Source organism: Weizmannia acidilactici (assembly GCF_008974225.1).
GTDB lineage: Bacteria > Bacillota > Bacilli > Bacillales > Bacillaceae_C > Weizmannia > Weizmannia acidilactici.
In genome coordinates, this window is the sequence record NZ_BKZR01000003.1 from 18,995 (window position 1) to 42,323 (window position 23,329).

Here is a 23,329-nt window from a genome sequence, read left to right on the forward strand (position 1 = left end):
AAAATAGCCGTATGAAACGAATGAAGGAGATCAACTATGGAAGCCAAAACCAATGTCCTCAACTTTGTCAGCGTCGCGCTCATCGTGCTGGAGGCGATTTTTAAATTGAAGTGGATCATTTACTTGTATTTTGCTTTTATCGCCGTGTTCCTTGTGCTTGAGCTGCGCGCCAAGCCTCCAAAAGATACACTTGTCCGTGTTCTTTTAAATATACTCGTGTTGACGATCATTATGGTGGTCGTTGGTTTTACGGAAATATAGGCTGAAAAAAGAAGAAGCCCGGATACAGGCTTCTTCTTTTTTTCTTAATGCTTAATTAAGAAGTACTTCTTCTTCCCTTTCCTGATGACGGTAAATTCCCCTCCGACTTTGTCTGATTCTTTTATTGTGTAATTCAGGTCGGTTACACGGGCGCCGTTTACGTAAATTGCGCCGTTTTGAATATCTTCGCGCGCCTGCCGTTTTGAAGGCGAAATTTTTGCAGCAACAAGCAGTTCGACCAATTGCTTTTGCTCCTCATTTTCAATTTGAAAAGAAGGTACATCTTTAAACCCTTGTTTCATTTCTTCGGCCGAAAGTTTTTTCACATCGCCGCTAAAAAGCGCCTCCGTAATGTTCAGCGCCTGCTGCAAAGCTTTCTCGCCGTGGATGAGCCTTGTCATTTCCGCCGCCAGCGCTTTTTGTGCTTTCCGGAGATGCGGTTCGGTTTCAACCGATTTTTCCAGCTCTTCAATTTCTTCTTTTGATAAGAACGTAAAGTATTTCAAGTATTTCACAACATCCTGGTCAGCAGTGTTCACCCAGAACTGGTAAAACTCATACGGCGATGTTTTTTCGGCATCGAGCCAGACCGCACCGCTTTCTGTTTTCCCGAATTTCGTACCGTCCGCCTTTGTGACGAGCGGAATCGTAAGGCCGAAAGCTTTTTCTCCTTCCGGTTCCAATTTGCGGATCAGCTCAAGCCCGCTTGTGATATTGCCCCACTGGTCACTGCCGCCGATCTGCAGCCGGCAGTTATATTTTTTGTATAAGTTTAAAAAGTCGACCGCCTGTAAAATCGTGTATGTGAATTCCGTAAAAGAAATGCCGGTTTCCAGCCGTGAAGCAATCGTGTCTTTGGCAAGCATGTAGTTGATGCCGATATGTTTCCCGTAATCGCGCAGAAATGTCACCAAATCCATCGATCCGTGCCAATCGTAGTTATTGACCATGACCGCGCCGGTTTCGCCTTCAAAATCGAAAAAGCGTTCCAGCTGTTTTCTCAGGGCTTCGCCATTTTGTTTCACAGCTTCAATCGTCAAAAGTTTCCTTTCTTCCTTTTTGCCGCTCGGGTCGCCGATCATCCCGGTCGCACCTCCCAGGACAACAATCGGCCGGTGCCCCGCCTGTTGAAAGCGGCGCAACGTCAAATACGGCAGGAGATGCCCGATATGCATGCTGTCCCCGGTCGGATCAATCCCGCAGTAAAGCGTAATTTTTTCATTTTTTATCAGATCGGCCAGCCCTTCTTCATCGGTCTGCTGGTAAATGATCCCCCGCCATTTTAAATCTTCGAGTAAATCCACGAAAAACCAACTCCTTTTTTTGCAAAAATAAAAACGTCCCTCCGTTAAACGAAGGGACGATTGATATCGCGTTACCACCCTACTTGAGAATTGCTTCTCCGCTCATTATGCATAACGGCTGTGAACCGTCTGCCGCTAGCACACGGCAGAAGCTCCGGGGTGTAATTCGCCCACCTGTCTGTACCGGTTCGCACCGACCACCGGCTCTCTTCAATGCAACAACAGGAGGCTACTGGATCCTTTCAACGCTTCATTATCTCGAATTGTAAGTTATTTTTACCATACGCATAGCGAAATGTCAACCTTGCGATGGGAAACGCCTTTGCCGGCAAACGCATGGTATATAAAAAAGTTTTAACTGCTGCTGCAGGCGTATGCGGTGATGTTGGCGATCCGTTCCGGATGGGTATAAATATTCATCGACCCGTCCCTGATAAAACCGACAGTCGTGATGCCGAGTTCTTCCGCCGATTTCAATGCGAAAGCGGTCGGGGCGGACTTGGACAATATGATTTCGCAGCCGATTTTTGCCACCTTTAATAAAATTTCCGAGGAAATCCGCCCGCTGAACGCAAGTATTTTCCCTTTTGTGGAAACCCCGTTTTTGAGACAGTAGCCGTATATTTTATCGAGCGCATTATGGCGACCGATATCCATCCGGCTGATGTTGATGCCGCCAGAATCGCATAAAGCGGCATTGTGGACGCCGCCGGTTTTCTTGAATACCGCTGCGTTTTTCTGTAGTTCTTCCATGAGCCGGAAACAGTCTTCAATGGTGATTCTTACATGGATCCCGTCTAATTTTTTCGCGGCAAGCGCATCATTAACAAACACAAACGCCTGCCTGCTCATGCCACAGCACGAGGTGATATACCGTTTATTTTGCAACTGTTGGTAATACGGGTTGACTTTATCGGTCCGGATATTGACATAACCTTCTTTTTCATCCGTCCAAATCTCGCGGATATCTTCATAACGCTGGACGATCCTTTCCGAAACCAAATAGCCGACCGCCATATCTTCTATATATTCAGGTGTGCAAACCATTGTGACCCATTCCTGCCCGTTCACTTTTAATGTCACCGGAAACTCCGTAACCACCGTGTCGACCGTACGCTCCAGCTTCCCATTGCGAAAGCGGAGGATTTCCCTTTGTGTGTCCACGTTTTTCATGGCCTCTCCAGCCCCCTGCCTATGATTTTTCATTTTAAATCAATTCATATCAAAACGAAAGCCAATTGCTCCAACATACAAAACAGTCTGATGATTTGTTCATTTTAAAATTGACCGCTATATGAAGATGACAACACCGTTTAAAAAAAGGTTCACTTTTCTAAGTTTGATATAAGTAACAGAGCCAGCTTATTACGTTTTTGCCATGATCTGCATTTTTTCTGAAGGCTGTACCTCATGGTCAAATGTCTTCAAAGGAGGAAAAGAAAATGGAAGGAGAAACCATTCACATCAACATCGACGGCAAGGATTACATCGCTGCAGCCGGGGAAAAAATCATCGATGTGATCAACCGGAACAAAATCCCGCACCCGCAAATTTGTTATTACCCTGAAGTAGACCCGATCCAAACTTGCGACACATGCATCGTGGAAGCAAACGGGGCTTTGGTGCGTGCATATGCGACTTTGGTGGAAGACGGCATGAACATCCGCCGCGACGTTGACCGGGCTGAAGCAGCGCGCCACGAAGCGATGGACAGAATTCTTGCCAACCACCTTTTGTACTGCACGGTCTGTGACAACAACAATGGGAACTGCATCGTGCATAATACATGCGAAATGATGGGTATCGAACACCAGAAATACCCGTTTACGCCGAAAGTGGGAGAAAGCGGCATCGATTATTCCCATCCGTTTTACCGGTACGACCCGAATCAGTGCATTGCGTGCGGGCGGTGCGTGGAAGCGTGCCAGAACCTGCAGGTGAACGAAACACTGTCGATTGACTGGGAAGCTGAACGCCCGCGCGTGATTTGGGACCACGGTGTGCCGATCAACGAATCTTCGTGCGTCAGCTGCGGGCACTGCGTCACCGTCTGCCCGTGCAACGCCCTAATGGAAAAATCATGCTTGGGGAAGCCGGATTTTTAACCGGGCTTGACCAGAACCTGCTCCATTGCCAAGGCCCGCCATTACTGACACAAATAGGCAGGCGGCCGTCATAATGACGATAACCTGGCTGTGCTCTTCCGCGTTTTTCTCAATCGGCTTCATATATTTTATTGTTTGAAAGCGGTGACTTCTTTTTCATAACGCAACTCTCCTAAGCCTTAAGATATTTTCACTATAAACGGAGAGGAAATTGAAAAATGTGACGTTTGTCACCAAATTTCAGATTGACACAAATCCGTCAAAAAGTGAAAAAAAGAACGGCTTAAGAATGCTTAAACCGTTTGCCCTTTTCAATATTCCATTCAGTTGATGACGCAGTATTCAACTGGGCAGCCTTCGCAGTTGATCTGCCGTTTTAAATAATCAAGGCTGTGGATGACGATTTTTCTTCCTTTCTTGGAGATCACCCCTTTGCTTTGTAAGTGGTTTAGTTCCCGTGTAATGCTTTCGCGTGAAGTCGAGCTGAAATTGGCCAGTTCCTGGTGGTTGATCGGGATATCAAGCAAAATCCCGTTTTCGCACTCCACCCCATAGCTGTTGGCCATCCGGATCAAAGTGGAGTAGAGCGCACTTTTTTCCCGTATAAAACCAGATCCCGGAACTTTGTATGCTGTTTCCGGAAATGGTCCGTCATCATTTTCATAAATTCGAGGGCAAAGTACGGGTTGACCAAAAGCTCTTTTTCGATTGTTTCGTTTTTAATAACAAGCACTTCGCTGTCTTCGAGCGCACGCCCGTTGAGCAAGTATTACCGTTATTGGAAAAAATCATCAATTCGCCGATGACGGCATTTTTTCCGCACAGCCTTAAGCTTAATTTTTTGCCGTCACCGGTAAATGGCTGATTTCAAAATTGTCGGTGACGACAACAAAAAAGTATTCCCCTTTTTGGTCTTCCTGGAACAGAAATTTTCCTTTCGGCACTTTTTCCGACATATACGCCAATGATTTCAGCAGTTCGATATTTTTTTCACTCATTAAATTGTTCATGAAAATACCCCGCCGTTTTAAGCAAAATATTTTTGATACAAAGAACGTGCTTCCATTCTGTTTTTTGTTCCATGTATGAGCATTCTGCCGTCCGGAAACAAAACTACCCTGTGGCCTTCGAGTTCTGTGATCATTAAATAGCCATTATATTTTACATCCGCGCCGCCCGCTTTCATCTGCTGCGCCATGTTTTCCAAATGGAATTCCCCTGTATGGCGGATGTGCACCGTATCCCTGCCGCACAGCACATCCACGGATGATTTTTCGTTCAACGCCGGGTAAACAGGATGTTCCCCGCAGGAAGGGCAATCCAGTTTTTTCAGCTTTTCTGCTTTGAAAAAATGGTGGTCGTTTTTCCATAAATCAAATACGGCAACCGTATCGCGCACCTTTCCCCCTACCAAAAGCTTCATCGCTTCCGCCGTTTGGTAGGCAGCCGTCATCTGCACGGCCGGCGCGATAATGCCGACTGTATCACATGTCATCTGGTAGGCAGGCAGATGCCCGATCATGCAGCGAAAACACGGGGTTTGGCCCGGAATGATCGGAAACGAGACGCCGTAACTGCCGACGCAGGAACCGTATACCCACGGAATCCGGTATTTCATCGCGAGATCATTGAGATAAAACCGCGTTTCAAAATTATCGGTCCCGTCAATGATGACATCGACCCCTTCCTCCAATATGGTAATGAGTTTCGGATCAAACGCATCGATGCAATAGGCGCGGATGTTGACATCTCGGTTGACGGCTTCTAGGCGTTTTTTGGCGGCAACCGCTTTTGGCAAATTGTCCCTTACATCCTGCTCGCTGAACAAACTTTGCCGCTGTAAATTCGTTTCATCGACATAATCGCGGTCGACAAGGGTGATCTTTCCGACACCCGCCCTTGTTAAACTTTCCGCATTGGCAGAACCGAGCGCACCAACGCCGACAATTAACACATGGCTGCCTGAAATTTTTTCCTGCCCCTCTTTTCCAATCGGGGCAAACAGCATTTGCCGGGAATACCGTTCCATGTTCATTCCTCCTGCCTTTTAAAATGCCCGCTCTTACCGCCTGTTTTTTCGATCAAATAAGTCGGACCGATGACAATGCTTTTGTCAACCGCTTTGCACATATCATAAACCGTCAGCGCACAGATGGAGGCCGCCGTCAAGGCTTCCATTTCAACCCCTGTGCTGCCCTTTGTTTTCACGTACGTATCGATTTCAAGCGCATACTGCCCGTCTTCGCACTCCTGCCAGCTGAAGGAAATATCCACACCTGTTAACGAGAGCGGGTGGCACATTGGAATGACGTCCGCCGTTTTTTTCGCGCCCATGATACCGGCAACCTGGGCAACGGCAAGGACATCCCCTTTTTTCATTTTCAATTGGATGATGTTTTCATATACTTCTTTTGATAAAACCACGCAGCTTTTCGCATGGGCCGTTCTGACCGTTTCCTGCTTTTCCGTTACATCGACCATTTTCGCGCGGCCCTGTTCATTCATATGCGTCAATTTTTCCATTTTTCAACCTCCGCTTACCGGTGGGATGAGGGCCACGACATCCCCGTCCCGGATGATGTCTTCATCCTGCGCAAATTCTTCATTGACCGCAATCATGACGGATGAAGCCTGCGGAAGAAAACCATCTTTTCCGAGCTTGGCGCGCAGTTCGCCAACAGTCATTTCATTCCGGTCAATCGTTATTTCGGAACGGTTCAATTGTTCTTTTAAATGGGCAAATAATAAAACTTTAATCATAAACCAAACTCCTTTGGAACCCCTGTTTTTTCATAGGAGACCGTTTCCTGCTGGTTTCCGATCCATTTTTCGCCGTTTTCCCAATGCTCTTTTTTCCAGATCGGCACCATTTCCTTGATCCGTTCAATCGCATAACGGTTTGCTCGGTATGCATCATCGCGGTGCGGAGCGGAAACGGCAATCGCAACAGCTATATCTGTGATCTCAAGGCGCCCTATCCGGTGCACGATGGCGGTTTTCGCATCGGGAAACTGTGTTTTGATTTCCGACCCGATTTGTTCCAGCTTTTTCTTTGCCATCGACTCATATGCCTCATATTCCAAGTACAAGGTTTTCTTTCCTTTTGTCATTTCGCGGACCGAGCCGATAAACGTCACAATCGCGCCCGTATTCCGGTCTGCAACCGCATCAATGACTTTTGACACATCGATCGGCCCCTTTACAATGTCAAACATTTTATCACCTCTTCATAAACGCTTCGATCCATTCGGTGCAGCGTTTCCGGTCCTGTATCGGCATGCAGCCCGTAAGCTCCGGGTTCAGACTAAAAGCGGCCAAAACATTTGAAAGCCCGAGCAGGTCCGCATCTTCTTCACCACGGAGGCAGACCGTTTTCGGATAAGGCGCCTGTTTATAGCCTTCAATGAGCAGAAGATCAAGCGGCAGCGCCTTATACCAGCCGATTAGTGCTTCAAGGCCCCAGCCTTTTTCACTATGTACGGCAAAAACAAACAGGCCGTCCCCATCCACACCGGCCGCCTGTGCCCCAGCTTCAAAGTGCCGCGTTGAATCTTTCCCGGCTGAAAGTGTTGGTCTGCCGCCGTGCCCGTGATGCTTCAATGTCCCGACGCGGTATCCTTTTTCTGCAAGCACCCGCGACCAAAGTTCAACTAAAGTGGTTTTCCCGCTGTCTTTGCAGCCTGCGATCTGTAATATTTTCATCCCATTCCGGCGCCCCTTCTTCATCTTCCAAAAGCAGCACATCCACCTGCAGCCCTTTTGTAAAACCACGTGACCCGCCCGGCAGCACGATGAGGGCATTTGCTTCAATTAAAGACGAAACGATATTCGATTTGTCCATCCTGACTGGGCCTGCGTGTATCACGCCTGCTTCATAAGACAGTTTCGCGCGCACAAACCGGGTGAACGGGTTCGGTTTCGGAAAATCTTCCCCAAGGGTTGCCTGCGCTCTTTTCAAATATACGTTCCGATGCCCGAGCATCGTTTTCAAATACGGGCGGACGAACAGTTCAAAGCCGACATAGCACGCGGACGGATTGCCGGAAAGCCCGAACAGGATTTTTCCGGCAAGGACGGCTGCCGATGTTACGCTGCCCGGGCGCATTGCCACTTTATTGAACAATAGTTCGGCGCCAAGTTTTTCATACACTTTCGGAATATAATCAAAATCGCCGACCGAAACGCCGCCTGTTGTCATGACGATATCCGCTTCCCCAAGCGCCCGTTTAACAGCTTCATAGGTTTCATTAAAATCATCTTTTACAAGGCGGTAAAAAACGGGTTCGCCCCCGGCGCGGATTACCTGACCCCACAGCATATAGGCGTTGCTGTTGCGGATTTTCCCTTTTTCGAGCGGTTCGTCGACTTCGAGCAGTTCCGATCCGGTTGCAATGATCGCGGCTTTCGGTTTTTTCATCACCGGCACATCCTGATATCCAAAAGTGGCGAGCGTTGCCATGACGCCCGGGTTTACCGTGGTGCCTTTTGGAACAAGGATCTCGCCTTTTTTCATATCCTCGCCGATCTCGACGATGTTCTCGCCTTTTTCGACTTTTCGTTTAATTTGCACATAAATTTTTCCGTCTTTTTCCAATTCTTTTGTGAGTTCCACCATGATGACAGCATCGGCTCCGTCCGGAATCGCGGCCCCGGTCATAATTTTGACGGCTTGATCAGGCTTAATCCCTTCATCCCATGTATAGCCGGCGCCAATTGTGCCGAGGACTTCAAGCAGAACAGGATGGTCCGCATTTGCTTCCGCCGTTGATCCGGAAAAAATAGCGTACCCGTCATACGGTGACCGTTTAAACCACGGCACATCATTCGTGGCCGTCAGATCTTTTGCCAGCACCCGGTTCAAACTTTCTTTGATCGGCACGGTTTCCTGACGGCCTGTTCGCGTCCATTCCATCACTTTTCGTATGGCCTCTTCGACTTTTATTGGTTTTCTCATGCAGCATCACCGCCTCGTTTTATTCTTTTATGGGATGACCGCGAAATTGCTTTGCTTAGCAGGCAAGTTGCAAAGCCTCTATCATCCACGGTCATTTTAAATCATCTTTTGTATTGATATTGGCAAACCATTTTTTCTGCTCAAAATCTATTATTTTCACTCGGCAGTCTTCAAAAAGGCTACGCATGCTTAAATTGCCTGTGTCCAGTTTTGCGCGGATTTTCTCTTTCGCCCGCCTGTGAAAGACGGAAATGAGCGGCTGGAGCCTTCCGCCCGCACGAGAGACAATCACATCCCATTCCGGAGCCCTCTGCGCTAGGAGTTTTTCGATCACACTTTGTTTGATCCATGGTGTATCACACGGCAAAACGGCGTACCATTCCGCATCGATTTCCGTCATTGCCGAATAAATCCCGGCAAGCGGGCCTTTCCCACGATACTGCGGGAGATCGAAAATCACGCAGATGCGTCTGGTCTGAAGGATTTTTACGGCGAGATCGGGCCTCGCCACGATCACGATATCATTCAACCCGGCAAAGGCTTCCACACTGTATGCGACCATTTCTTTGCCATTTATTTTTGTGAGCGATTTTTCACCGCCAAACCGCCGTGACATCCCGCCGGCCAGCACAATCCCTGCCGTTTCTTTCATTACCGGTTGAGCTCCCACACAATATGTTTTAATTCCGGCAAAATCAATTTTTTCATGGCAAGGGAAACAGCGTTGCTGGACCCCGGCATGCAGAACACCACTTTTTTGCCGATCGTACCGGCGAGGGCTTTGCTGAGCATCGAAGCGCTTCCGATCTCCTCATAGCTTAAGTAGCGGAATAATTCCCCGAAGCCCGGCATCTCCCTATCCAGCAGTGTGCGGACAGTTTCTACCGTTATATCCCTGTTTGTAAAACCGGTTCCGCCGTTTAATAATACGGCATTGACATTTTCAGCCGCCGATTGCACAGCCGGGCGGATTTCCGCCGCCTCATCTCTTACAATACAATATTCAACCGCTTCGATTCCCTCCTGCTTTAATAAATCCATGATCAACTTCCCGCTTTTATCAGTTTCTTCCGTCCGTGTATCCGAAACGGTAATGACCTTGCAAAAAACTGGGATATTAGCTTTATGTTTATGTTCTTTCGTGCTCAACGTTTTACCCCCCAATATACGACATTTCAATCCGCTTCCCCTTGTAGGTCGGATTTTTCCCTCTTTCCTGCGAATACCGGTCGCATCGGACATCCCAGACACACTTAATCTGTGCGGCCAGCTCCTCATCGCTGGCGCCATTCCGCATTGATGAAAGCAGGTCAGTCCCTCTTGCAGCAAATAAGCAAGTATAGATTTTCCCGTCCGCGGACAGCCGGCAGCGCGTGCAGTCCCCGCAGAATGGCTGTGATACGGAAGAAATAAACCCGACTTCGATATCCGTCCCCACATAACGGCAGCGTTTTGCGACCTCGCCGTAATAATTTTCTTTTAACGGTTCAAGCGGCATTTCCTTGGAGATCATGTTGTAAATTTCTTTGCTGGTAACCACTTCATCCAGCTTCCAACCGTTCAGGGATCCGACATCCATAAATTCAATGAAGCGGAGGGTGATCCCTTTTTCTTTAAAATAAGCGGCCATCGGCAAAATTTGCGAATCATTCATGCCCCTTTTAACGACCATATTGACCTTTACTTTCATCCCTTGCCGGACGGCTTCATCCATTCCTTCTAAAATTCTCGATGATTTTGCCCCGACGCCGTTAATGGCGGCAAAAACTTCATCATCAAGAGCATCCAGGCTAACATTGATGCGTTTCAAGCCTGCTTTTTTTAAAGACGCGGCATATCTTTTTAAAAGAAAGCCGTTCGTTGTCATCGACAAATCTTCAAGTCCTTCGATGTTGTCAAGCATGCCCACAAGCTGATCGATATCTTTCCGTAACAAAGGCTCGCCACCCGTTAAGCGGATTTTCCGTACACCCAATGAAACGAAAAGTTTCGCGAGGCGTACGATCTCTTCGAATGTCATCAACTCGGACCGTTTCATAAAACAATATTTCTGTCCTTCGTCAGCAGGCATGCAGTAAGTACAGCGGAAATTACAGCGGTCCGTCACCGAAATCCTTAAATCCAAAAGCGGCCGGTTCAGCATATCGGTCAGCATGTTTGTCTACATCTCCATTTTAAATTCTATTTCCATGTTACAAAAGTCAGGAATGGCAATAATGTGATGCACGTCACATTTTTTAAAAATTCACCAAAAGTTCAAGATAACCTCATGAGATGTTCTTTCGGTAACACCAGCTTCTTTTCCCCGCTTAAAACGGACCCGATCTCCCGCGGCGAAACGAAAGCCTCTACGGTAAACCACGGTGTTTCCACAGTGACAAGACAATTTTCAATCCCTTGGTGTATGGCCGTGACACGATAGTCAAAAGCATTTTCATCCGCATTGTCCGCAAATTCAATATAATGGGCATGGATACCGAGATAACGGGCTTCCTTCCCTATTCCGACCGCAATCCGCGCGCCGCCGATGGTGCAAAACGATCCCCCGCTCCTGTCAACTCTCAAAATATTCCGGCATCCGATAATCTTGGCCGCCACCGCTGACTCTGGCCTTGTGATCACATCTTGTTTCGGCCCGGCCTGGAGTACTTTCCCGTTTCCGTACAAAATGAAGTGGTCGCATAAGAGATTAGCCTCTTCCAAATTATGGGTAACCAATAGAACGGTGCCGCCAAAATTTTCTTTGAGAAACGATAAAAACTCATTCATCAAATACTGCTTCGTGTCGGGATCCACCGCCGAAAAAGGTTCATCCAGCAGCAGGCAGTCCGGTTCCCGGATAAGCGTCCTTGCAAGTGCCACACGCTGCTGCTGCCCGCCTGACAGCTCATTCGGATAACAGTTTTCATACCCTTCCAATTTGATCTTTTTTAAAAAAGCAGCCGTTTTCTCTTCTATTTCCTTTTTTGTCCTACCTTTTAAACCAAATGCGAGATTTTGTTTAACGGTTAAATGCGGAAAAAGCGCATAATGCTGGAACATATACCCCGCTTTACGGAACCGTGTTTTGACTCGGATGTTTTTTTCCCGATCAAAAATCACCCTGCCGTTTACTTCAATATGGCCGGCATCGGGATTTTTAAGCCCGGCAATGCATTGCAGCGTTAAACTTTTGCCGCTTCCGGACGGGCCTAAAATGCCGGTAATGCCGGGTAGTGCCTGAAAATCAACATCAAGCGCAAAACGTGGCAATGTTTTTTTAATCTTTACGAGCAGCATGCCTGTCTTCACCTCTGATTACCCGTTTTTCAAGCCGCTTGATCCCGTATAAAATGGCGACGGACAAAACCGTCATGATGATCACGAGGAGATCAGCCGTACGTGTATCTCCGTTCATCAGGGCATCATAAATGGCAATAGACATGGTTTCCGTCTGGTTGGGAATACTGCCGGCAACCATTAATGTCGCACCGAAATCCCCGAGCGCGCGTGCAAATACAAGCATCATACCGCTCGTCAAACCCCTCCATGATAAAGGGATGACAACGGAAAAAAATAAATTCCATTCCGAGCGCCCGAGCACTCGGGCGGCATGAAGGAGATCCTCATCAATGCCGGCAAAAGCCGTCCGCGCCGATTGAATAAAAAAAGGAATGGAAACGGCCAGAGCGGCGATGACCGCCCCTGTTTGCGTAAAAACAACCGTGATCCCGAAATGCTGTTCGAGAAAACGGCCGACCGCACTCTGCCTACCTAGAAAAATAAGCAAATAATAGCCGAGGACGGTCGGCGGCAGTACGATCGGCAATGTCAGCAGCGCATCCGTAAAATCTGCCAGTTTCCCTTTCGACCTGCTTAAATAATAAGCCGCCGGCAGCCCCAAAACCAGGGAAAAAACGGTTGCCAGCAATGCAACTTTAAAAGATAAGTAGATCGGGAAAAAGTTGAGGTGCGCCACCCTTTACTGCCCCTCAGGTACCGTGTAGCCGTATTGTTTCATGATTTTTTGCCCGCTTTTGCTTGTTAAAAAGCTGGTGAATTTCCGTGCCGCATCCTGTTTTTCGGAGCTTTTGACAACAGCTGCCGTCTGCTTCAGCGGATCATACAGGCTGCTTGCGATGTTTTGAACCTTCATGTTCTCCCCCTGCACAAGGGAAAGGGAAACGATCCCGGCTTCAGTATTGCCGGATTGGACATATGTGAGCGTATCCGAAATGTTTTTTGCATAGACCAATTTTGATTTTACCTTGTTCCAAATGCCGGCTTTTTGGAGCGCCTGTCTCGCAGCCATTCCATACGGAGCGGTTTTGGGATTTGCAATCGCAATTTTTTTCACTTTAGGTTTTGTAAGATCATCCAGCCCATTAATGGAAAGCGAACGGTTTTTATTTGTTGCGATGCCGATTTTCCCGTACGCATAAACGGTTTTCGTGCCTGAGGCGATCAGGTTTTTATCCGCCAGTTGGTTGACATAATCGGCATTAGCCGCTGCAAAGACATCATACGGCGCGCCGTTTTCAATTTGCTGTTCCAATTCGCCGGACGCCGCGAAAATAAACTTCACTTTGATGCCGGTCTGCTTTTCAAACTGTTTGCCGATTTTCTGGAAAGATTTTGCTAAATCGGAAGCTGCTGCCACATTGATTTCCACCGGTTTTGATTCCTTTTTCCCGGAGGCACTTTTCCCCGCCGAACACCCTGCAAGCAGCAAGATGCAAAGCAGTGCTAAACTTAATTTTTTCATCTAAATCACCTATTCCAAAACTCTACTTTATTGTGAAAAAATGATATGTATTTATCATTTATCATAGCGGATTTAATTTTCATTCTCAATTTTTTGGTACACCTGAAAATTTTACCACTTATGCCGATTACAATACCTTTTCCTATCAAAAAACCGGGCAGCGCAACAGCTGTCCCGGTTCTAACCTCAATCTTCCATTGTCGACAAATCACCGGCCGGCAGGTTCAATTCCCAAGCCTTCAGCACGCGGCGCATAATTTTCCCGCTTCGTGTTTTCGGCAGTTTTTCGCAAAACTCAATTTCCCTCGGGGCGGCATGGGCGGCAAGGCCTTTTTTCACGAACTGGCGGATCTCTTCCTTCAGCTCATTCGACGGTTCGTACCCGCCCCTTAGGGCGATAAACGCTTTAATGATTTCCCCGCGCACAGGATCCGGCTTGCCGATCACGCCCGCTTCAGCAACAGCCGGGTGTTCGATCAATTTGCTTTCGACTTCAAACGGCCCGACCCGTTCACCGGAAGTCATGATGACATCATCGACACGGCCCTGGAACCAGAAATAGCCATCCTCATCCATGTAGGCCGAATCCCCGGAAACATACCAGCCGTTCGGGAAAAAGTAAGATTCATATTTTTGCGGGTTGTTCCAAATCGCTGCCATCATCGAAGGCCAGCCTTTTTTAATGGCGAGATTACCCATCCGGTTCGGCGGGAGTTCATTGCCTTGGTCATCTACAATCGCCACTTTGATGCCCGGGAACGGTTTCCCCATCGAGCCCGGTTTGATGTCCATACACGGGTAGTTGCAGATCAGCTGCGCGCCGGTTTCTGTCATCCACCATGTATCATGGATGCGCAGCCCAAAAACTTCATTTCCCCAGCGGATGACTTCCGGGTTCAGCGGCTCGCCGACACTTAAAATGTGGCGGAGCGTCGAGAGATCGTACTGCCTCACGATTTCATTACCGGCACCCATCAGCATCCGGAATGAAGTCGGTGCACTGTACCAAACCGTGACGCCAAACTGCTCGATCGTTTTATACCACGCGGCAGGGCTGAAACGGCCACCGACAACGACATTCGTTGCACCGTTCAGCCACGGGGCAAAAATTCCGTAGGACGTTCCCGTTACCCAGCCCGGGTCGGCCGTGCACCAGTAAATATCATCTTCTTTTAAGTCCAGGACCCATTTTCCGGTTTGGTAATGCTGGATCATCGCATTATGGACGTGCAGGACGCCTTTTGGCTTGCCGGTCGATCCGGATGTGTAATGCAGGATAAGCCCGTCGTTTCTGCCCACCCATTCAATATCCAATTTGTCGGAAGCTTCTTTAAAATATTTCAGAAAATCTAAAAGCTTCCCTTCTTCCCCGACATTTTCCCCGACGACAAAGATCGTTTCGAGCGCCGGAAGCTGGTCAACCGGAACGCGCCCGACAAGGTCCGGGGTCGTGACGAGGACTTTTGCTTTGCTGTCTTCAAGCCGGTCTTTTACGGCCCCTTCCATGAATGCTTCAAACAGCGGGCCGACAATTGCACCGAGCTTAATTGCGCCAAGCGTGGCAAAATACAATTCAGGCGAACGCGGCATGAAGATAAAGACGCGGTCACCTTTTTGGACGCCTGCTTTTTCTTTCAACACATTCGCCGCTTTGTTCGTCAGTTTTTTCATTTCATAGAATGTATATTTCTCGTTGCGTGTGTCACTTAAATACATGAGCGCCACTTTATTTTTGCGGAAGCTTTCCGCATGGCGGTCAATCGCTTCATACGCCATATTGACGCGGCCGGTTTCCGACCATGAAAAATTTTTCTCCACGTCTTTCCAGCTGAAAGTTTTGTAAGTTTCCTCATAGTTTTTCAGATTATAATCCCCTTGCACCGTTGGTAACGCTTCCAGTTGCATGCACATATCCCCCTTTGTTTAGATTCATATACCATTATATATGAAAATCAATTTATTCACAATTTAATTAAATGGTGTACAAAGTCAACATTTTGAACAATTCGGGAATATCACTTTCCATGTATTGTTTTTGCCGGAAAAACATGAGATGATGAAGATGCATAATGAATGATCATTCATTGAATTGTTTTTCTTTTGATTTGTTTAAGGGATGGTGGAAAATGGAACATAAGAAAACCTATTATTCTAAGGAATTGGAAACAAAAGCCGGGTTGCTTGTGATTGAAGGGCCAATTCCCGGGGAAAAGCTGGCAAAAATGGAGTTCCATGGAGATTTAAAAGCTTTCCGTCCCGCCCCGAAACAACTTGAAGCGCTGGTTGAAATTGCCGACCTGCCTGAAGGAAGGATCATCATCGCCCGGGACGGCAATACCGTTGTCGGCTATGTGACATTTTTATATCCGGATCCGCTGGAACGCTGGTCTGAAGGCCATATGGAAAACCTTCTCGAACTCGGTGCCATCGAAGTCATCCCGAAATACCGGGGAAATGCTGTAGGCAAGCATTTGCTGAAAGTTTCCATGATGGACGATGCGATGGAAGACTATATCATTATTACGACGGAATATTACTGGCACTGGGACATGAAAGGAACCGGGCTAAACGTGTGGGAATACCGGAAAATGATGGAAAAAATGATGAGCGCAGGCGGCCTGAAATGGTTTGCCACCGACGATCCGGAAATTTGCTCGCACCCGGCGAATTGCCTGATGGTGCGGATAGGAAAAAGGGTTGGCCAGGAATCGATTGAGCAATTCGACCGGATCCGGTTTAAAAACCGGTATATGTATTAATTTTACGGCAAAGGGGATGGGAAACATGATTGTGGAAGAAATTATGCAAAAAAACGTAAAAACGCTCACACCTAAAAATACCGTACGGGACGCATTGCAATTGATGCAAAAGGAACGGATCCGGCATATACCGCTTGTCGATGGAAACGGCAAATTGGCGGGTGTCGTTACGGAGCGCGACATTAAAGAAGTGGCGCCCAATCCGTTTTTCCCTAATGAACAAATGGAAAAACTGGCGCTGCCTTTGGAAAAAATCATGAAAACCAACTTGCTGACAGGGCACCCGCTCGATTTTATCGAAGACATGGCGGCCCTCATGAACGACAACCGCATTGGCTGCCTGCCAATCCTTGAGCGGGGCAAACTGGTCGGGATCGTCACGGGAACGGATTTGCTCCAGACTTTTGTCGATTTGACTGGCGCCGGGCAGCCAAGCTCGCAAATTGAAATCCGCGTGCGCAACCGTACGGGCGTCCTCCGGGAAATTACGGAAATTATTTATGAACACCATATCAATATTTTAAGCGTGCTGATCTATCCGGACCGCAAGAACCTTGATAACCGCATTCTCGTCTTCCGCGTCAGCACGATGAATCCTGTAACCCTTATTTCGCATTTAAAAGAGGCCGGCTTTGATGTGCTTTGGCCGAATATGCCGGGGATGCCGAGATGAAAGAGGCTGTTTTCGTTTTTTCAACCGACTTATTGGCATACCGGTTCCGCAACGACCATCCGTTTAACCAGATGCGGCTCCAATTGGTGAAAGAATTGCTCGAAGCGATCGGTGCATTAAACCGGGAAGATATCGTGAAACCGCGCATGGCCAGTGATGAAGAACTTTTTTTCATCCACGACCCGTCTTACGTGGAGGCGGTCAAACTGGCTGGCCGGGGCAAACTTGATCCCGTAAAAGCCGAAAATTTCGGTCTCGGGACGGAAGATACGCCAATTTTTCCGAATATGCATGAAGCAAGCGCCCTGATCGCGGGCGGCACGCTGGCAGCGGCGGAAGAAGTCATGTCTGGCAGGGCGCGCCATGCCCTCCATTTGGGCGGCGGCCTGCACCACGGCTTCCGTGGCAAAGCTTCCGGCTTCTGCATTTACAATGATACGGCCATTGCCATCAAATATTTACGTGAAACATACGGGGTACGCATTCTCTATGTGGATACCGACGCCCACCACGGCGACGGGGTGCAGTGGGCTTTCTATGATGATGAAAATGTTTGTACGCTTTCCATCCATGAAACGGGCCGTTATTTATTTCCCGGCACCGGTAATGTCAATGAATGGGGCACCGGAAAAGGTTACGGCTATTCTTTCAACATTCCTGTGGATGCGTTTACAGAAGATGAATCATGGTTGGAATGCTATGCGGCGGCGCTGGAAGAAATTGCAGCGTATTTTAAACCGGATGTGCTTGTCACACAAAACGGGGCAGATGCGCACTACTACGATCCGCTGACCCATTTATCGGCCACGATGAAGATTTACAGGGAAATCCCGAAACTTGCCCATAAAATCGCACACCAATATTGCGAAGGGCGCTGGATCGCGGTCGGCGGCGGGGGCTATGATATTTGGCGGGTAGTGCCGCGTGCATGGTCGCTTCTTTGGCTCGAGATGGCGGAAAGGGATGGCGGGCAAGGTGAAATCCCGGCATCATGGCTTGAAAAATGGCAGAAAAAGTCCTCTTATCCGCTGCCGGCTGTCTGGGACGATCCCGCTGACCTATACCGGCCGATCCCGCGCAAACAAGAAATTGAAGAAAAGAACCGGAACGTATTAAACCGGATGCTGCAGTTCATCGGGCAGTTAAAATAAGGCCGGCACTGCCAAAAATGTATTTTTTGGAAGGCCGGCCCCTTTCTTATTTCGTCGAATTCCGGTATTCAATGCGGTGCGGCAGGATGACTTTGTTTTCCGCTACCGTTTCTTTATTCATGTATTTCGTCAAAAGCCTCATAGATACTGCCCCGATGTCATACAAAGGCTGGACGACAGAAGTGAGCTGCGGGCGCACCATTTCGGCAAGGCGCGTATTATCGGACGAAACCACTTCCAGCTCATCCGGGATTTTTACGCCTGCGTCCTGGGCGCCATGGATCACGCCGAGCGCCATTTCATCGTTTCCAACGAAAACAGCCGTAGGGGCTTTATCCAATTCCTGAAGCCGCTGCCATGCTTCTATACCGGAATCATATGTATAGTCCCCCTCTATAACATAGTCTTCATCGAATTCAATTCCCGCTTCGGCGAGTGCCTCTTTGTACCCTTCCAGGCGCAGTTCACGGTTGATCGCATCATGGAGAGGGCCGATGACCAAAGCAATCTCTTTATGGCCTTTTTTCACAAACTCGCTGATGACTTCTACCGTCGCCTTTTTGTAATCAATATTGACAGACGGAATTTTGTTGAACGGCTCAATTGAACCGGCGAGCACGATCGGTACGGAAGATTTTTCGAATTCAGCAATATGCTCTTCCGTAATATTGCCGCTCATAAACACAATACCGTCCACCTGCTTGCCAAGCATCGTATTGAGCAGATGCAGCTCTTTCTCTTTATTTTGGTCCGAATTGCTCAAAATAATATTGTACTTGTACATCGTTGCAATATCTTCAATGCCGCGCGCAAGTTCCGCATAAAGCATATTCGAAACATCCGGGATGATCACGCCGACCGTCGTCGTTTTTTTGCTGGCAAGCCCGCGCGCAACAGCATTCGGGCGGTAGCCAAGCCGGTCGATCACTTCCAAAACTTTCTTTCTTGTAGTTGGCTTAACATTCGGGTTTCCGTTTACAACCCGCGAAACGGTAGCCATTGAAACATTGGCTTCACGGGCAACATCATAAATGGTCACATTCATTTTTCCATTCACACTCCAATTTTACAGTCCTATTCATAGTTTTCACAATTCAGCCCATATTAAACATGGCAACGGCAATATTCCGGCAGGTCAGCGGTGTATGATCTAAAAAACGCCAAACCACGATCGTATTCGACATTTTTATCAGTTCATTAGACTTTTAATTATACCATATATAATAAGCCAGGGAAAAATTTCCTGCAAGTCTTGACACAAAATTGACACATTCTTCGCATGGATTTTCAAGGAATGGGGGACCTGGCGAAGAAAAAACCTTCTGCACCACGCAGAAGGCTGTTTCAAATAGGTTAAATTTTTGCAGGCAGTACAGCTTGGATTTCTTTATAAAATTCATCAAATTGTTTCAAATCCATTTGCTGTGCCGAGTCTGAGAGCGCCACAGCCGGATCTGGATGGACTTCCGCCATGATGCCGTCCGCCCCGATGGCGAGCGCCGCTTTAGCCGCCGGAAGGAGCAGATCCCTTCTCCCTGTTGAGTGGGTCACATCCACAAATACCGGCAAATGCGTTTCCTGTTTTAAAATCGGCACGGCAGTTATGTCGAGCGTATTCCGTGTCGCCCTTTCATACGTCCGGATGCCGCGTTCGCAAAGGATAATCTGGCCGTTGCCCCTAGACATAATGTATTCCGCCGCATTGATGAATTCTTCAATCGTTGCAGCCAGGCCGCGTTTTAAAAGGATCGGCTTTTCTATGGAACCTGCCGCTTTCAACAGTTCAAAGTTTTGCATATTGCGCGCGCCGATTTGGATCACATCAAGGTAATCCACTGCTTTTTCCAAATCAGCCGGCGTTACGATTTCACTGATGACAGCCAAATCAAATTCATCGGCGATTTGCTTTAAGATTTTCAGGCCTTCAAGCCCCAAACCTTGGAAATCATACGGAGAGGTGCGCGGTTTATAAGCGCCGCCGCGAAGCAATTTTAATCCCTTCGCTTTAACGGATGCAGCAACAGCCGCAACCTGGTCGTACGATTCAACCGAACATGGGCCAAAAACAAAATATTGGTTGCCGTCGCCCACTTTTTCACCTTTAATATCGACAATCGTATTTTCCGGCTTTTTCTTCCGCGAAACAAGCAATGCTTTGCGGTGGTCATCTTCCTGCAGTTCTAGTCCGGCTTTGAAAATTTCCTTAAAGAGATGCTCAATCGTAGAAATTTCAAATGGGCCATCATGATGGTCCTTAATCAAATTCAGCATTTCCCGTTCACGGACCGGATCATAGCGGTTCACCCCCTGTACTTCCTTCAGTTTCCCGATTTCCTGCACAAGTTTGCCCCGCCTGTTGATCAATTCCAGGAGTTTCAAATTCAGTGCTTCTACTTCTTTTCGCAATTGCTCAAGCTCTTGGTTCCCCACGTACCTCTCATCCTCTCTGTTGTCCTTTATAGAATTTTTTCTGGCGTCTTCCTGTTGTCAATTAAACTTACAAGTTATTAGCACTTATTATAGTCTATTCTTTTTAAAAAGTCACGGAAAAATTCTTTATCGGATAAACGCTTTTATGCATTAAAGCAAATAGTGAAGTTTATGTTTTGCCACCCTATTCTTTATTATTATTTTGTATCGGAAATGGTTCTTTTCTTGTATGAAAAAAGCGGCGCAAATGCCGCTTTTTTCCGCCTGCTTATTCGCCGAATGAAGAGGAGGCTCCGGGCTGATCCTGCATTTGTTTATTCATCTCTTCCATATCGAACCCCGCTTTGTCTTTTGCCTGCTGAGCCGTTTGCATCACATTGTCTTTCAGCTGGCTGCCTTTTTGCATGGCGAAATCCCGTACCTGCTTTGTTTTTTCGGCAGCCTGCGAAGCAAGTTTTGTTCCTTTTTCAGCCGCAAATTCGCGCCAGCCGTCGGTTTTTCCTTTAATGGCTTCCATTTGGCCGTTTAAATCTTCACGCAGTTCTTTACCGGATTTCGGAGCGAGCATAAGGGCAACCGCAGCACCGACAACACCGCCGACAATAGCGCCCGTCAAAAAATCTTTTGTGGACATTTGTTCATTAGACATATCCATTCCTCCTTATGAATTTCTTGCCCTTCTCAACTGCCTTTCTTCATCATGGACCTGTTCTTCCAAAAGCCGCTTCGGTTTCGGGCTTTTTGCAGAAAGCGGATGGGTAACAGTACTGTTGTCCTGGCCGGACGAATTTTTGCTTTTTTTATCCGACCATCTATTTTTAATTTCTTTTAACGCAGCGCCCCATTGCATGGCTTGCGCTATTTTATCCTGCCTTTTGCTGACTGCAGAGGCAATGGTTGTTGTCACTTTGCGCAGTGCCTGGCTCAGCTGCTGGACGGACACGCCGATGTCTTCGACGGCATAAACCACGCTGTTCAGCCTTTCTGATTTATGTTCGATGTCCTCTACCAACACATTGGTTTTTTCCAAAAGTTTTGTGGATTCCATGGTTATCCCGTGCAGCTGCCCTTCAAGCCCTTTGACCGTATCAGACAGATTGTCCAAAGTTTTGCTTAACGATTTGAGCGTTTTCGACAAGCTCAGTACCAAAATAAAAAAGGCCACAGCAATCAGAGCCACGCTCAAATAAAGTATGATAATCATTTTTCCATACCACCTCCATGTACAATCAAATTATCCCAAATCACCTGCATAAAACACGCAAGGCTTTCGATTTCTTTTTTTTAGCCTCTGCTCCCTCTATTTTCTCATACTTGCCGGGCACCTGCCAATTATAAATGGCAGGATTTTCTTTTTGATTATTATTTCGATTTTTATTCCTTTTTTCCTGCTCATTTGCTGCCTTTTTTTGCGGAAATAAGACAATTTAGTAGGAACGTGCCGGAAATGGCGTCGCAGGATCGTCCGGGAAATTGAAAAGGCGTTGTCCAACGTTTTTCCGGACAACGCCTTTTCTATTACTGGCTTACATGCCTTTGCAGCAATTCTTCGTATGCTTTTTGGTACTTTTGAATATCGCCGGCCCCCATAAAGAGGATGACGCTGTTTTCAATCCCGAGAAGCGGGGACATGTCCTCTTCTTTGATAATTTGGGAACCTTCAATTTTTTCCTGCAAATCATTGATGGAAAGCTTTCCGTAATGCTCACGGGCCGACCCGAAAATATCGCAGAGAAAGACCCGGTCGGCAAGGCTTAAACTTTCGGCAAAATCCGTCAAGAAAGCCTGTGTGCGGCTGAAAGTGTGCGGCTGGAATACCGCAACCAGCTCGCGTTCCGGATATTTTTTCCGGGTCGCATCAATCGTTGCTTTGATTTCAGTCGGATGGTGGGCATAATCGTCAATAATGATTTGCGTGCCGATTTCTTTTTCCGTAAAGCGGCGTTTTACCCCATGGAACGTTTTTAAATGCTCCTGCACCGCTTCTTTATCAATCCCTTCGTACTGGCAGAGGGCGATGACACCGAGCGCATTCAGCACATTATGGTTCCCGAAAGACGGGATTTCAAACGTGCCGTAAAAATTATTGCGGACAACCACATCAAATTTCGTTCCTGTTGGTTCCGTCACAATATTTCTCGCCTGGAAATCGTTTCCTTCTTCAAATCCGTAAAACACAACCGGGACTTTTGCCTGGATTTTTTGCAGCTGTTCATCATCCCCGTATGCGATGATGCCTTTTTTCACCTGCAGGGCCATTTCCTGGAAAGCAGAAAAAACATCGTCAATATTGGCATAGTAATCAGGATGGTCAAAATCAATATTGGTCATGATCGCATAATCCGGATGGTAAGAAAGGAAATGACGACGGTATTCGCAAGCTTCAAACACAAAATACTCCGCATCTTTTACGCCTTTTCCCGTGCCGTCCCCGATCAAGTAGGAAGTCGGCTTGATCGCATGCATCACATGTGCAAGCAGCCCTGTTGTCGATGTTTTTCCGTGCGCGCCCGTAACGGCAATGCTTGTGAACCTGGTGATAAAATCTCCGAGGAATTTGTGATAACGGATCACAGGAATCCCGCGTTTGAATGCCTCGTCAATTTCTTCATGCGTATCGGGAAATGCGTTTCCTGCAATAACCGTCAACCCCGGCTGTATATTTTCACGTTGGAACGGCAATATTTTGATGCCCGCATCCTCCAGCGCTTGTTGTGTAAAAAAGCGCTTTTCTACGTCCGATCCCTGCACCTCGTATCCGATGTCGTGCAGGATTTGTGCCAGCGCACTCATGCCCGATCCCTTAATGCCTACGAAATGGTATACAGTCATAATAGAACCTCCAACACTGTCTATATGTATGCAGTATATGATAAAAACCCATCATGTGCGATAGCGCACGTTTCTGCACCGGCTGCACTTGCTGCGTGCGGCCGGTTTCGATGCCC

24 protein-coding genes, 2 pseudogenes and 1 other annotated feature are annotated in these 23,329 nt (G+C 47.6%); of the genes and pseudogenes, 5 read left to right on the plus strand and 21 right to left on the minus strand.

Annotation, left to right across the window (positions count from 1 at the left end):
- The first annotated feature begins 36 nt into the window (after window positions 1–36).
- A complete protein-coding gene (locus GBH70_RS01490) occupies window positions 37–261 on the plus strand; it encodes a hypothetical protein (protein ID WP_151679376.1) in 225 nt (74 codons plus the stop codon).
- A gap of 44 nt (window positions 262–305) precedes the next feature.
- On the opposite strand, the gene tyrS is transcribed toward GBH70_RS01490, so the two are convergent.
- Together tyrS and fdhD are read right to left on the minus strand one after the other, a co-directional pair.
- Window positions 306–1,565 (minus strand): tyrosine--tRNA ligase, encoded by a 1,260-nt coding sequence (gene tyrS / locus GBH70_RS01495; protein WP_151679377.1) that lies wholly within the window; start codon window positions 1,563–1,565, stop codon window positions 306–308.
- A gap of 49 nt (window positions 1,566–1,614) precedes the next feature.
- Window positions 1,615–1,820: a binding site (T-box leader), on the minus strand.
- Between the two features lie 99 nt (window positions 1,821–1,919).
- Window positions 1,920–2,738 carry a formate dehydrogenase accessory sulfurtransferase FdhD gene (gene fdhD, locus GBH70_RS01500; RefSeq protein WP_151679378.1) on the minus strand — a complete coding sequence of 273 codons (819 nt, stop codon included), beginning with the start codon at window positions 2,736–2,738 and terminating at the stop codon, window positions 1,920–1,922.
- A 269-nt stretch (window positions 2,739–3,007) separates the two neighbouring features.
- Here fdhD and GBH70_RS01505 point away from each other — a divergent pair.
- A pseudogene (locus GBH70_RS01505) lies at window positions 3,008–3,693 on the plus strand (2Fe-2S iron-sulfur cluster-binding protein); the annotation flags it as partial.
- Between the two features lie 300 nt (window positions 3,694–3,993).
- On the opposite strand, the pseudogene GBH70_RS01510 reads toward GBH70_RS01505, so the two are convergent.
- The 14 genes and pseudogenes from GBH70_RS01510 to acsA all read right to left on the minus strand — a co-directional run bounded on the left by GBH70_RS01510 (window position 3,994) and on the right by acsA (window position 15,273).
- Window positions 3,994–4,680, minus strand: a pseudogene (locus GBH70_RS01510) (Crp/Fnr family transcriptional regulator).
- 17 nt (window positions 4,681–4,697) lie between these two features.
- On the minus strand, window positions 4,698–5,699 hold the full coding sequence (locus GBH70_RS01515) for a ThiF family adenylyltransferase (RefSeq protein WP_151679379.1): 1,002 nt from the start codon (window positions 5,697–5,699) through the stop codon (window positions 4,698–4,700).
- A gap of 2 nt (window positions 5,700–5,701) precedes the next feature.
- Complete coding sequence (gene moaC, locus GBH70_RS01520) at window positions 5,702–6,193, minus strand: cyclic pyranopterin monophosphate synthase MoaC (protein WP_151679380.1); 492 nt, start codon at window positions 6,191–6,193, stop codon at window positions 5,702–5,704.
- Window positions 6,194–6,196: 3 nt separating this feature from the next.
- A complete protein-coding gene (moaD, locus tag GBH70_RS01525; RefSeq protein ID WP_151679381.1) occupies window positions 6,197–6,430 on the minus strand; it encodes a molybdopterin converting factor subunit 1 in 234 nt (77 codons plus the stop codon).
- A complete protein-coding gene (locus GBH70_RS01530; protein WP_151679382.1) occupies window positions 6,427–6,885 on the minus strand; it encodes a molybdenum cofactor biosynthesis protein MoaE in 459 nt (152 codons plus the stop codon). The genes moaD and GBH70_RS01530 overlap by 4 nt, the downstream gene beginning before the upstream one ends.
- Window positions 6,886–6,889: 4 nt before the next feature.
- Window positions 6,890–7,372 (minus strand): molybdopterin-guanine dinucleotide biosynthesis protein B, encoded by a 483-nt coding sequence (gene mobB / locus GBH70_RS01535; protein WP_151679383.1) that lies wholly within the window; start codon window positions 7,370–7,372, stop codon window positions 6,890–6,892.
- Window positions 7,317–8,624 carry a molybdopterin molybdotransferase MoeA gene (locus tag GBH70_RS01540; protein ID WP_151679384.1) on the minus strand — a complete coding sequence of 436 codons (1,308 nt, stop codon included), beginning with the start codon at window positions 8,622–8,624 and terminating at the stop codon, window positions 7,317–7,319. Before GBH70_RS01540 ends, mobB begins: the two co-directional genes overlap by 56 nt.
- A gap of 91 nt (window positions 8,625–8,715) precedes the next feature.
- Window positions 8,716–9,276, minus strand: a complete 561-nt coding sequence (gene mobA / locus GBH70_RS01545) for a molybdenum cofactor guanylyltransferase (RefSeq protein WP_151679385.1) — start codon at window positions 9,274–9,276, stop codon at window positions 8,716–8,718.
- Window positions 9,276–9,773, minus strand: coding sequence for a MogA/MoaB family molybdenum cofactor biosynthesis protein (locus GBH70_RS01550; RefSeq protein ID WP_151679386.1), 498 nt, complete (start codon window positions 9,771–9,773; stop codon window positions 9,276–9,278). The genes mobA and GBH70_RS01550 overlap by 1 nt, the downstream gene beginning before the upstream one ends.
- 4 nt (window positions 9,774–9,777) lie before the next feature.
- Window positions 9,778–10,779, minus strand: a complete 1,002-nt coding sequence (gene moaA / locus GBH70_RS01555) for a GTP 3',8-cyclase MoaA (protein ID WP_151679387.1) — start codon at window positions 10,777–10,779, stop codon at window positions 9,778–9,780.
- A 101-nt stretch (window positions 10,780–10,880) separates the two neighbouring features.
- A complete protein-coding gene (locus tag GBH70_RS01560; protein ID WP_151679388.1) occupies window positions 10,881–11,903 on the minus strand; it encodes a sulfate/molybdate ABC transporter ATP-binding protein in 1,023 nt (340 codons plus the stop codon).
- A complete protein-coding gene (modB, locus tag GBH70_RS01565) occupies window positions 11,884–12,582 on the minus strand; it encodes a molybdate ABC transporter permease subunit (RefSeq protein WP_151679389.1) in 699 nt (232 codons plus the stop codon). The genes GBH70_RS01560 and modB overlap by 20 nt, the downstream gene beginning before the upstream one ends.
- Before the next feature lie 3 nt (window positions 12,583–12,585).
- Window positions 12,586–13,368: a molybdate ABC transporter substrate-binding protein gene (gene modA / locus GBH70_RS01570; RefSeq protein WP_151679390.1), complete on the minus strand. Its 783-nt coding sequence runs from the start codon at window positions 13,366–13,368 to the stop codon at window positions 12,586–12,588.
- A gap of 186 nt (window positions 13,369–13,554) precedes the next feature.
- Window positions 13,555–15,273 (minus strand): acetate--CoA ligase, encoded by a 1,719-nt coding sequence (gene acsA, locus GBH70_RS01575; RefSeq protein ID WP_151679391.1) that lies wholly within the window; start codon window positions 15,271–15,273, stop codon window positions 13,555–13,557.
- A 221-nt stretch (window positions 15,274–15,494) separates the two neighbouring features.
- Here acsA and GBH70_RS01580 point away from each other — a divergent pair, with 221 nt between their 5' ends.
- From GBH70_RS01580 to GBH70_RS01590, 3 genes are read left to right on the plus strand one after another with little or no spacing between them, the layout of a single operon-like run.
- Window positions 15,495–16,127, plus strand: a complete 633-nt coding sequence (locus GBH70_RS01580; RefSeq protein ID WP_151679392.1) for a GNAT family N-acetyltransferase — start codon at window positions 15,495–15,497, stop codon at window positions 16,125–16,127.
- A gap of 25 nt (window positions 16,128–16,152) precedes the next feature.
- Window positions 16,153–16,800 (plus strand): acetoin utilization AcuB family protein, encoded by a 648-nt coding sequence (locus tag GBH70_RS01585; protein WP_151679393.1) that lies wholly within the window; start codon window positions 16,153–16,155, stop codon window positions 16,798–16,800.
- Window positions 16,797–17,951: an acetoin utilization protein AcuC gene (locus GBH70_RS01590; RefSeq protein ID WP_151679394.1), complete on the plus strand. Its 1,155-nt coding sequence runs from the start codon at window positions 16,797–16,799 to the stop codon at window positions 17,949–17,951. The genes GBH70_RS01585 and GBH70_RS01590 overlap by 4 nt, the downstream gene beginning before the upstream one ends.
- Window positions 17,952–17,997: 46 nt before the next feature.
- Here GBH70_RS01590 and ccpA read toward each other — a convergent pair whose 3' ends face one another.
- The 5 genes from ccpA to murC all read right to left on the minus strand — a co-directional run bounded on the left by ccpA (window position 17,998) and on the right by murC (window position 23,213).
- Entirely contained in the window at window positions 17,998–18,996 is a 999-nt protein-coding gene (ccpA, locus tag GBH70_RS01595) for a catabolite control protein A (protein WP_151679395.1), read from the minus strand.
- A gap of 308 nt (window positions 18,997–19,304) precedes the next feature.
- Window positions 19,305–20,381, minus strand: a complete 1,077-nt coding sequence (locus GBH70_RS01600; RefSeq protein WP_151679396.1) for a bifunctional 3-deoxy-7-phosphoheptulonate synthase/chorismate mutase — start codon at window positions 20,379–20,381, stop codon at window positions 19,305–19,307.
- Window positions 20,382–20,649: 268 nt separating this feature from the next.
- Window positions 20,650–21,030, minus strand: a complete 381-nt coding sequence (locus GBH70_RS01605) for a YtxH domain-containing protein (protein ID WP_151679397.1) — start codon at window positions 21,028–21,030, stop codon at window positions 20,650–20,652.
- Window positions 21,031–21,042: 12 nt separating this feature from the next.
- The gene (locus GBH70_RS01610; RefSeq protein WP_151679398.1) at window positions 21,043–21,585 is read right to left on the minus strand and encodes a DUF948 domain-containing protein; all 543 of its coding nucleotides are present in this window, start codon (window positions 21,583–21,585) and stop codon (window positions 21,043–21,045) included.
- Between the two features lie 314 nt (window positions 21,586–21,899).
- Entirely contained in the window at window positions 21,900–23,213 is a 1,314-nt protein-coding gene (gene murC / locus GBH70_RS01615; protein WP_151679399.1) for a UDP-N-acetylmuramate--L-alanine ligase, read from the minus strand.
- Window positions 23,214–23,329 lie beyond the last annotated feature (116 nt).

Coding starts and splice junctions, on each gene's coding strand:
- mobA (WP_151679385.1), bottom strand. CDS start 9,276: ATGAAAGAAACGGCAGGGATTGTGCTGGCCGGCGGGATGTCACGGCGG.
- moaC (WP_151679380.1), bottom strand. CDS start 6,193: ATGGAAAAATTGACGCATATGAATGAACAGGGCCGCGCGAAAATGGTC.
- acsA (WP_151679391.1), bottom strand. CDS start 15,273: ATGCAACTGGAAGCGTTACCAACGGTGCAAGGGGATTATAATCTGAAA.
- GBH70_RS01560 (WP_151679388.1), bottom strand. CDS start 11,903: ATGCTGCTCGTAAAGATTAAAAAAACATTGCCACGTTTTGCGCTTGAT.
- mobB (WP_151679383.1), bottom strand. CDS start 7,372: ATGAAAATATTACAGATCGCAGGCTGCAAAGACAGCGGGAAAACCACT.
- moaD (WP_151679381.1), bottom strand. CDS start 6,430: ATGATTAAAGTTTTATTATTTGCCCATTTAAAAGAACAATTGAACCGT.
- murC (WP_151679399.1), bottom strand. CDS start 23,213: ATGACTGTATACCATTTCGTAGGCATTAAGGGATCGGGCATGAGTGCG.
- moaA (WP_151679387.1), bottom strand. CDS start 10,779: ATGCTGACCGATATGCTGAACCGGCCGCTTTTGGATTTAAGGATTTCG.
- ccpA (WP_151679395.1), bottom strand. CDS start 18,996: ATGAATGTGACCATTTATGATGTTGCCCGTGAAGCCAATGTTTCAATG.
- GBH70_RS01590 (WP_151679394.1), top strand. CDS start 16,797: ATGAAAGAGGCTGTTTTCGTTTTTTCAACCGACTTATTGGCATACCGG.
- GBH70_RS01490 (WP_151679376.1), top strand. CDS start 37: ATGGAAGCCAAAACCAATGTCCTCAACTTTGTCAGCGTCGCGCTCATC.
- fdhD (WP_151679378.1), bottom strand. CDS start 2,738: ATGAAAAACGTGGACACACAAAGGGAAATCCTCCGCTTTCGCAATGGG.
- GBH70_RS01540 (WP_151679384.1), bottom strand. CDS start 8,624: ATGAGAAAACCAATAAAAGTCGAAGAGGCCATACGAAAAGTGATGGAA.
- GBH70_RS01515 (WP_151679379.1), bottom strand. CDS start 5,699: ATGGAACGGTATTCCCGGCAAATGCTGTTTGCCCCGATTGGAAAAGAG.
- modA (WP_151679390.1), bottom strand. CDS start 13,368: ATGAAAAAATTAAGTTTAGCACTGCTTTGCATCTTGCTGCTTGCAGGG.
- GBH70_RS01605 (WP_151679397.1), bottom strand. CDS start 21,030: ATGTCTAATGAACAAATGTCCACAAAAGATTTTTTGACGGGCGCTATT.
- GBH70_RS01530 (WP_151679382.1), bottom strand. CDS start 6,885: ATGTTTGACATTGTAAAGGGGCCGATCGATGTGTCAAAAGTCATTGAT.
- GBH70_RS01610 (WP_151679398.1), bottom strand. CDS start 21,585: ATGATTATCATACTTTATTTGAGCGTGGCTCTGATTGCTGTGGCCTTT.
- GBH70_RS01580 (WP_151679392.1), top strand. CDS start 15,495: ATGGAACATAAGAAAACCTATTATTCTAAGGAATTGGAAACAAAAGCC.
- GBH70_RS01585 (WP_151679393.1), top strand. CDS start 16,153: ATGATTGTGGAAGAAATTATGCAAAAAAACGTAAAAACGCTCACACCT.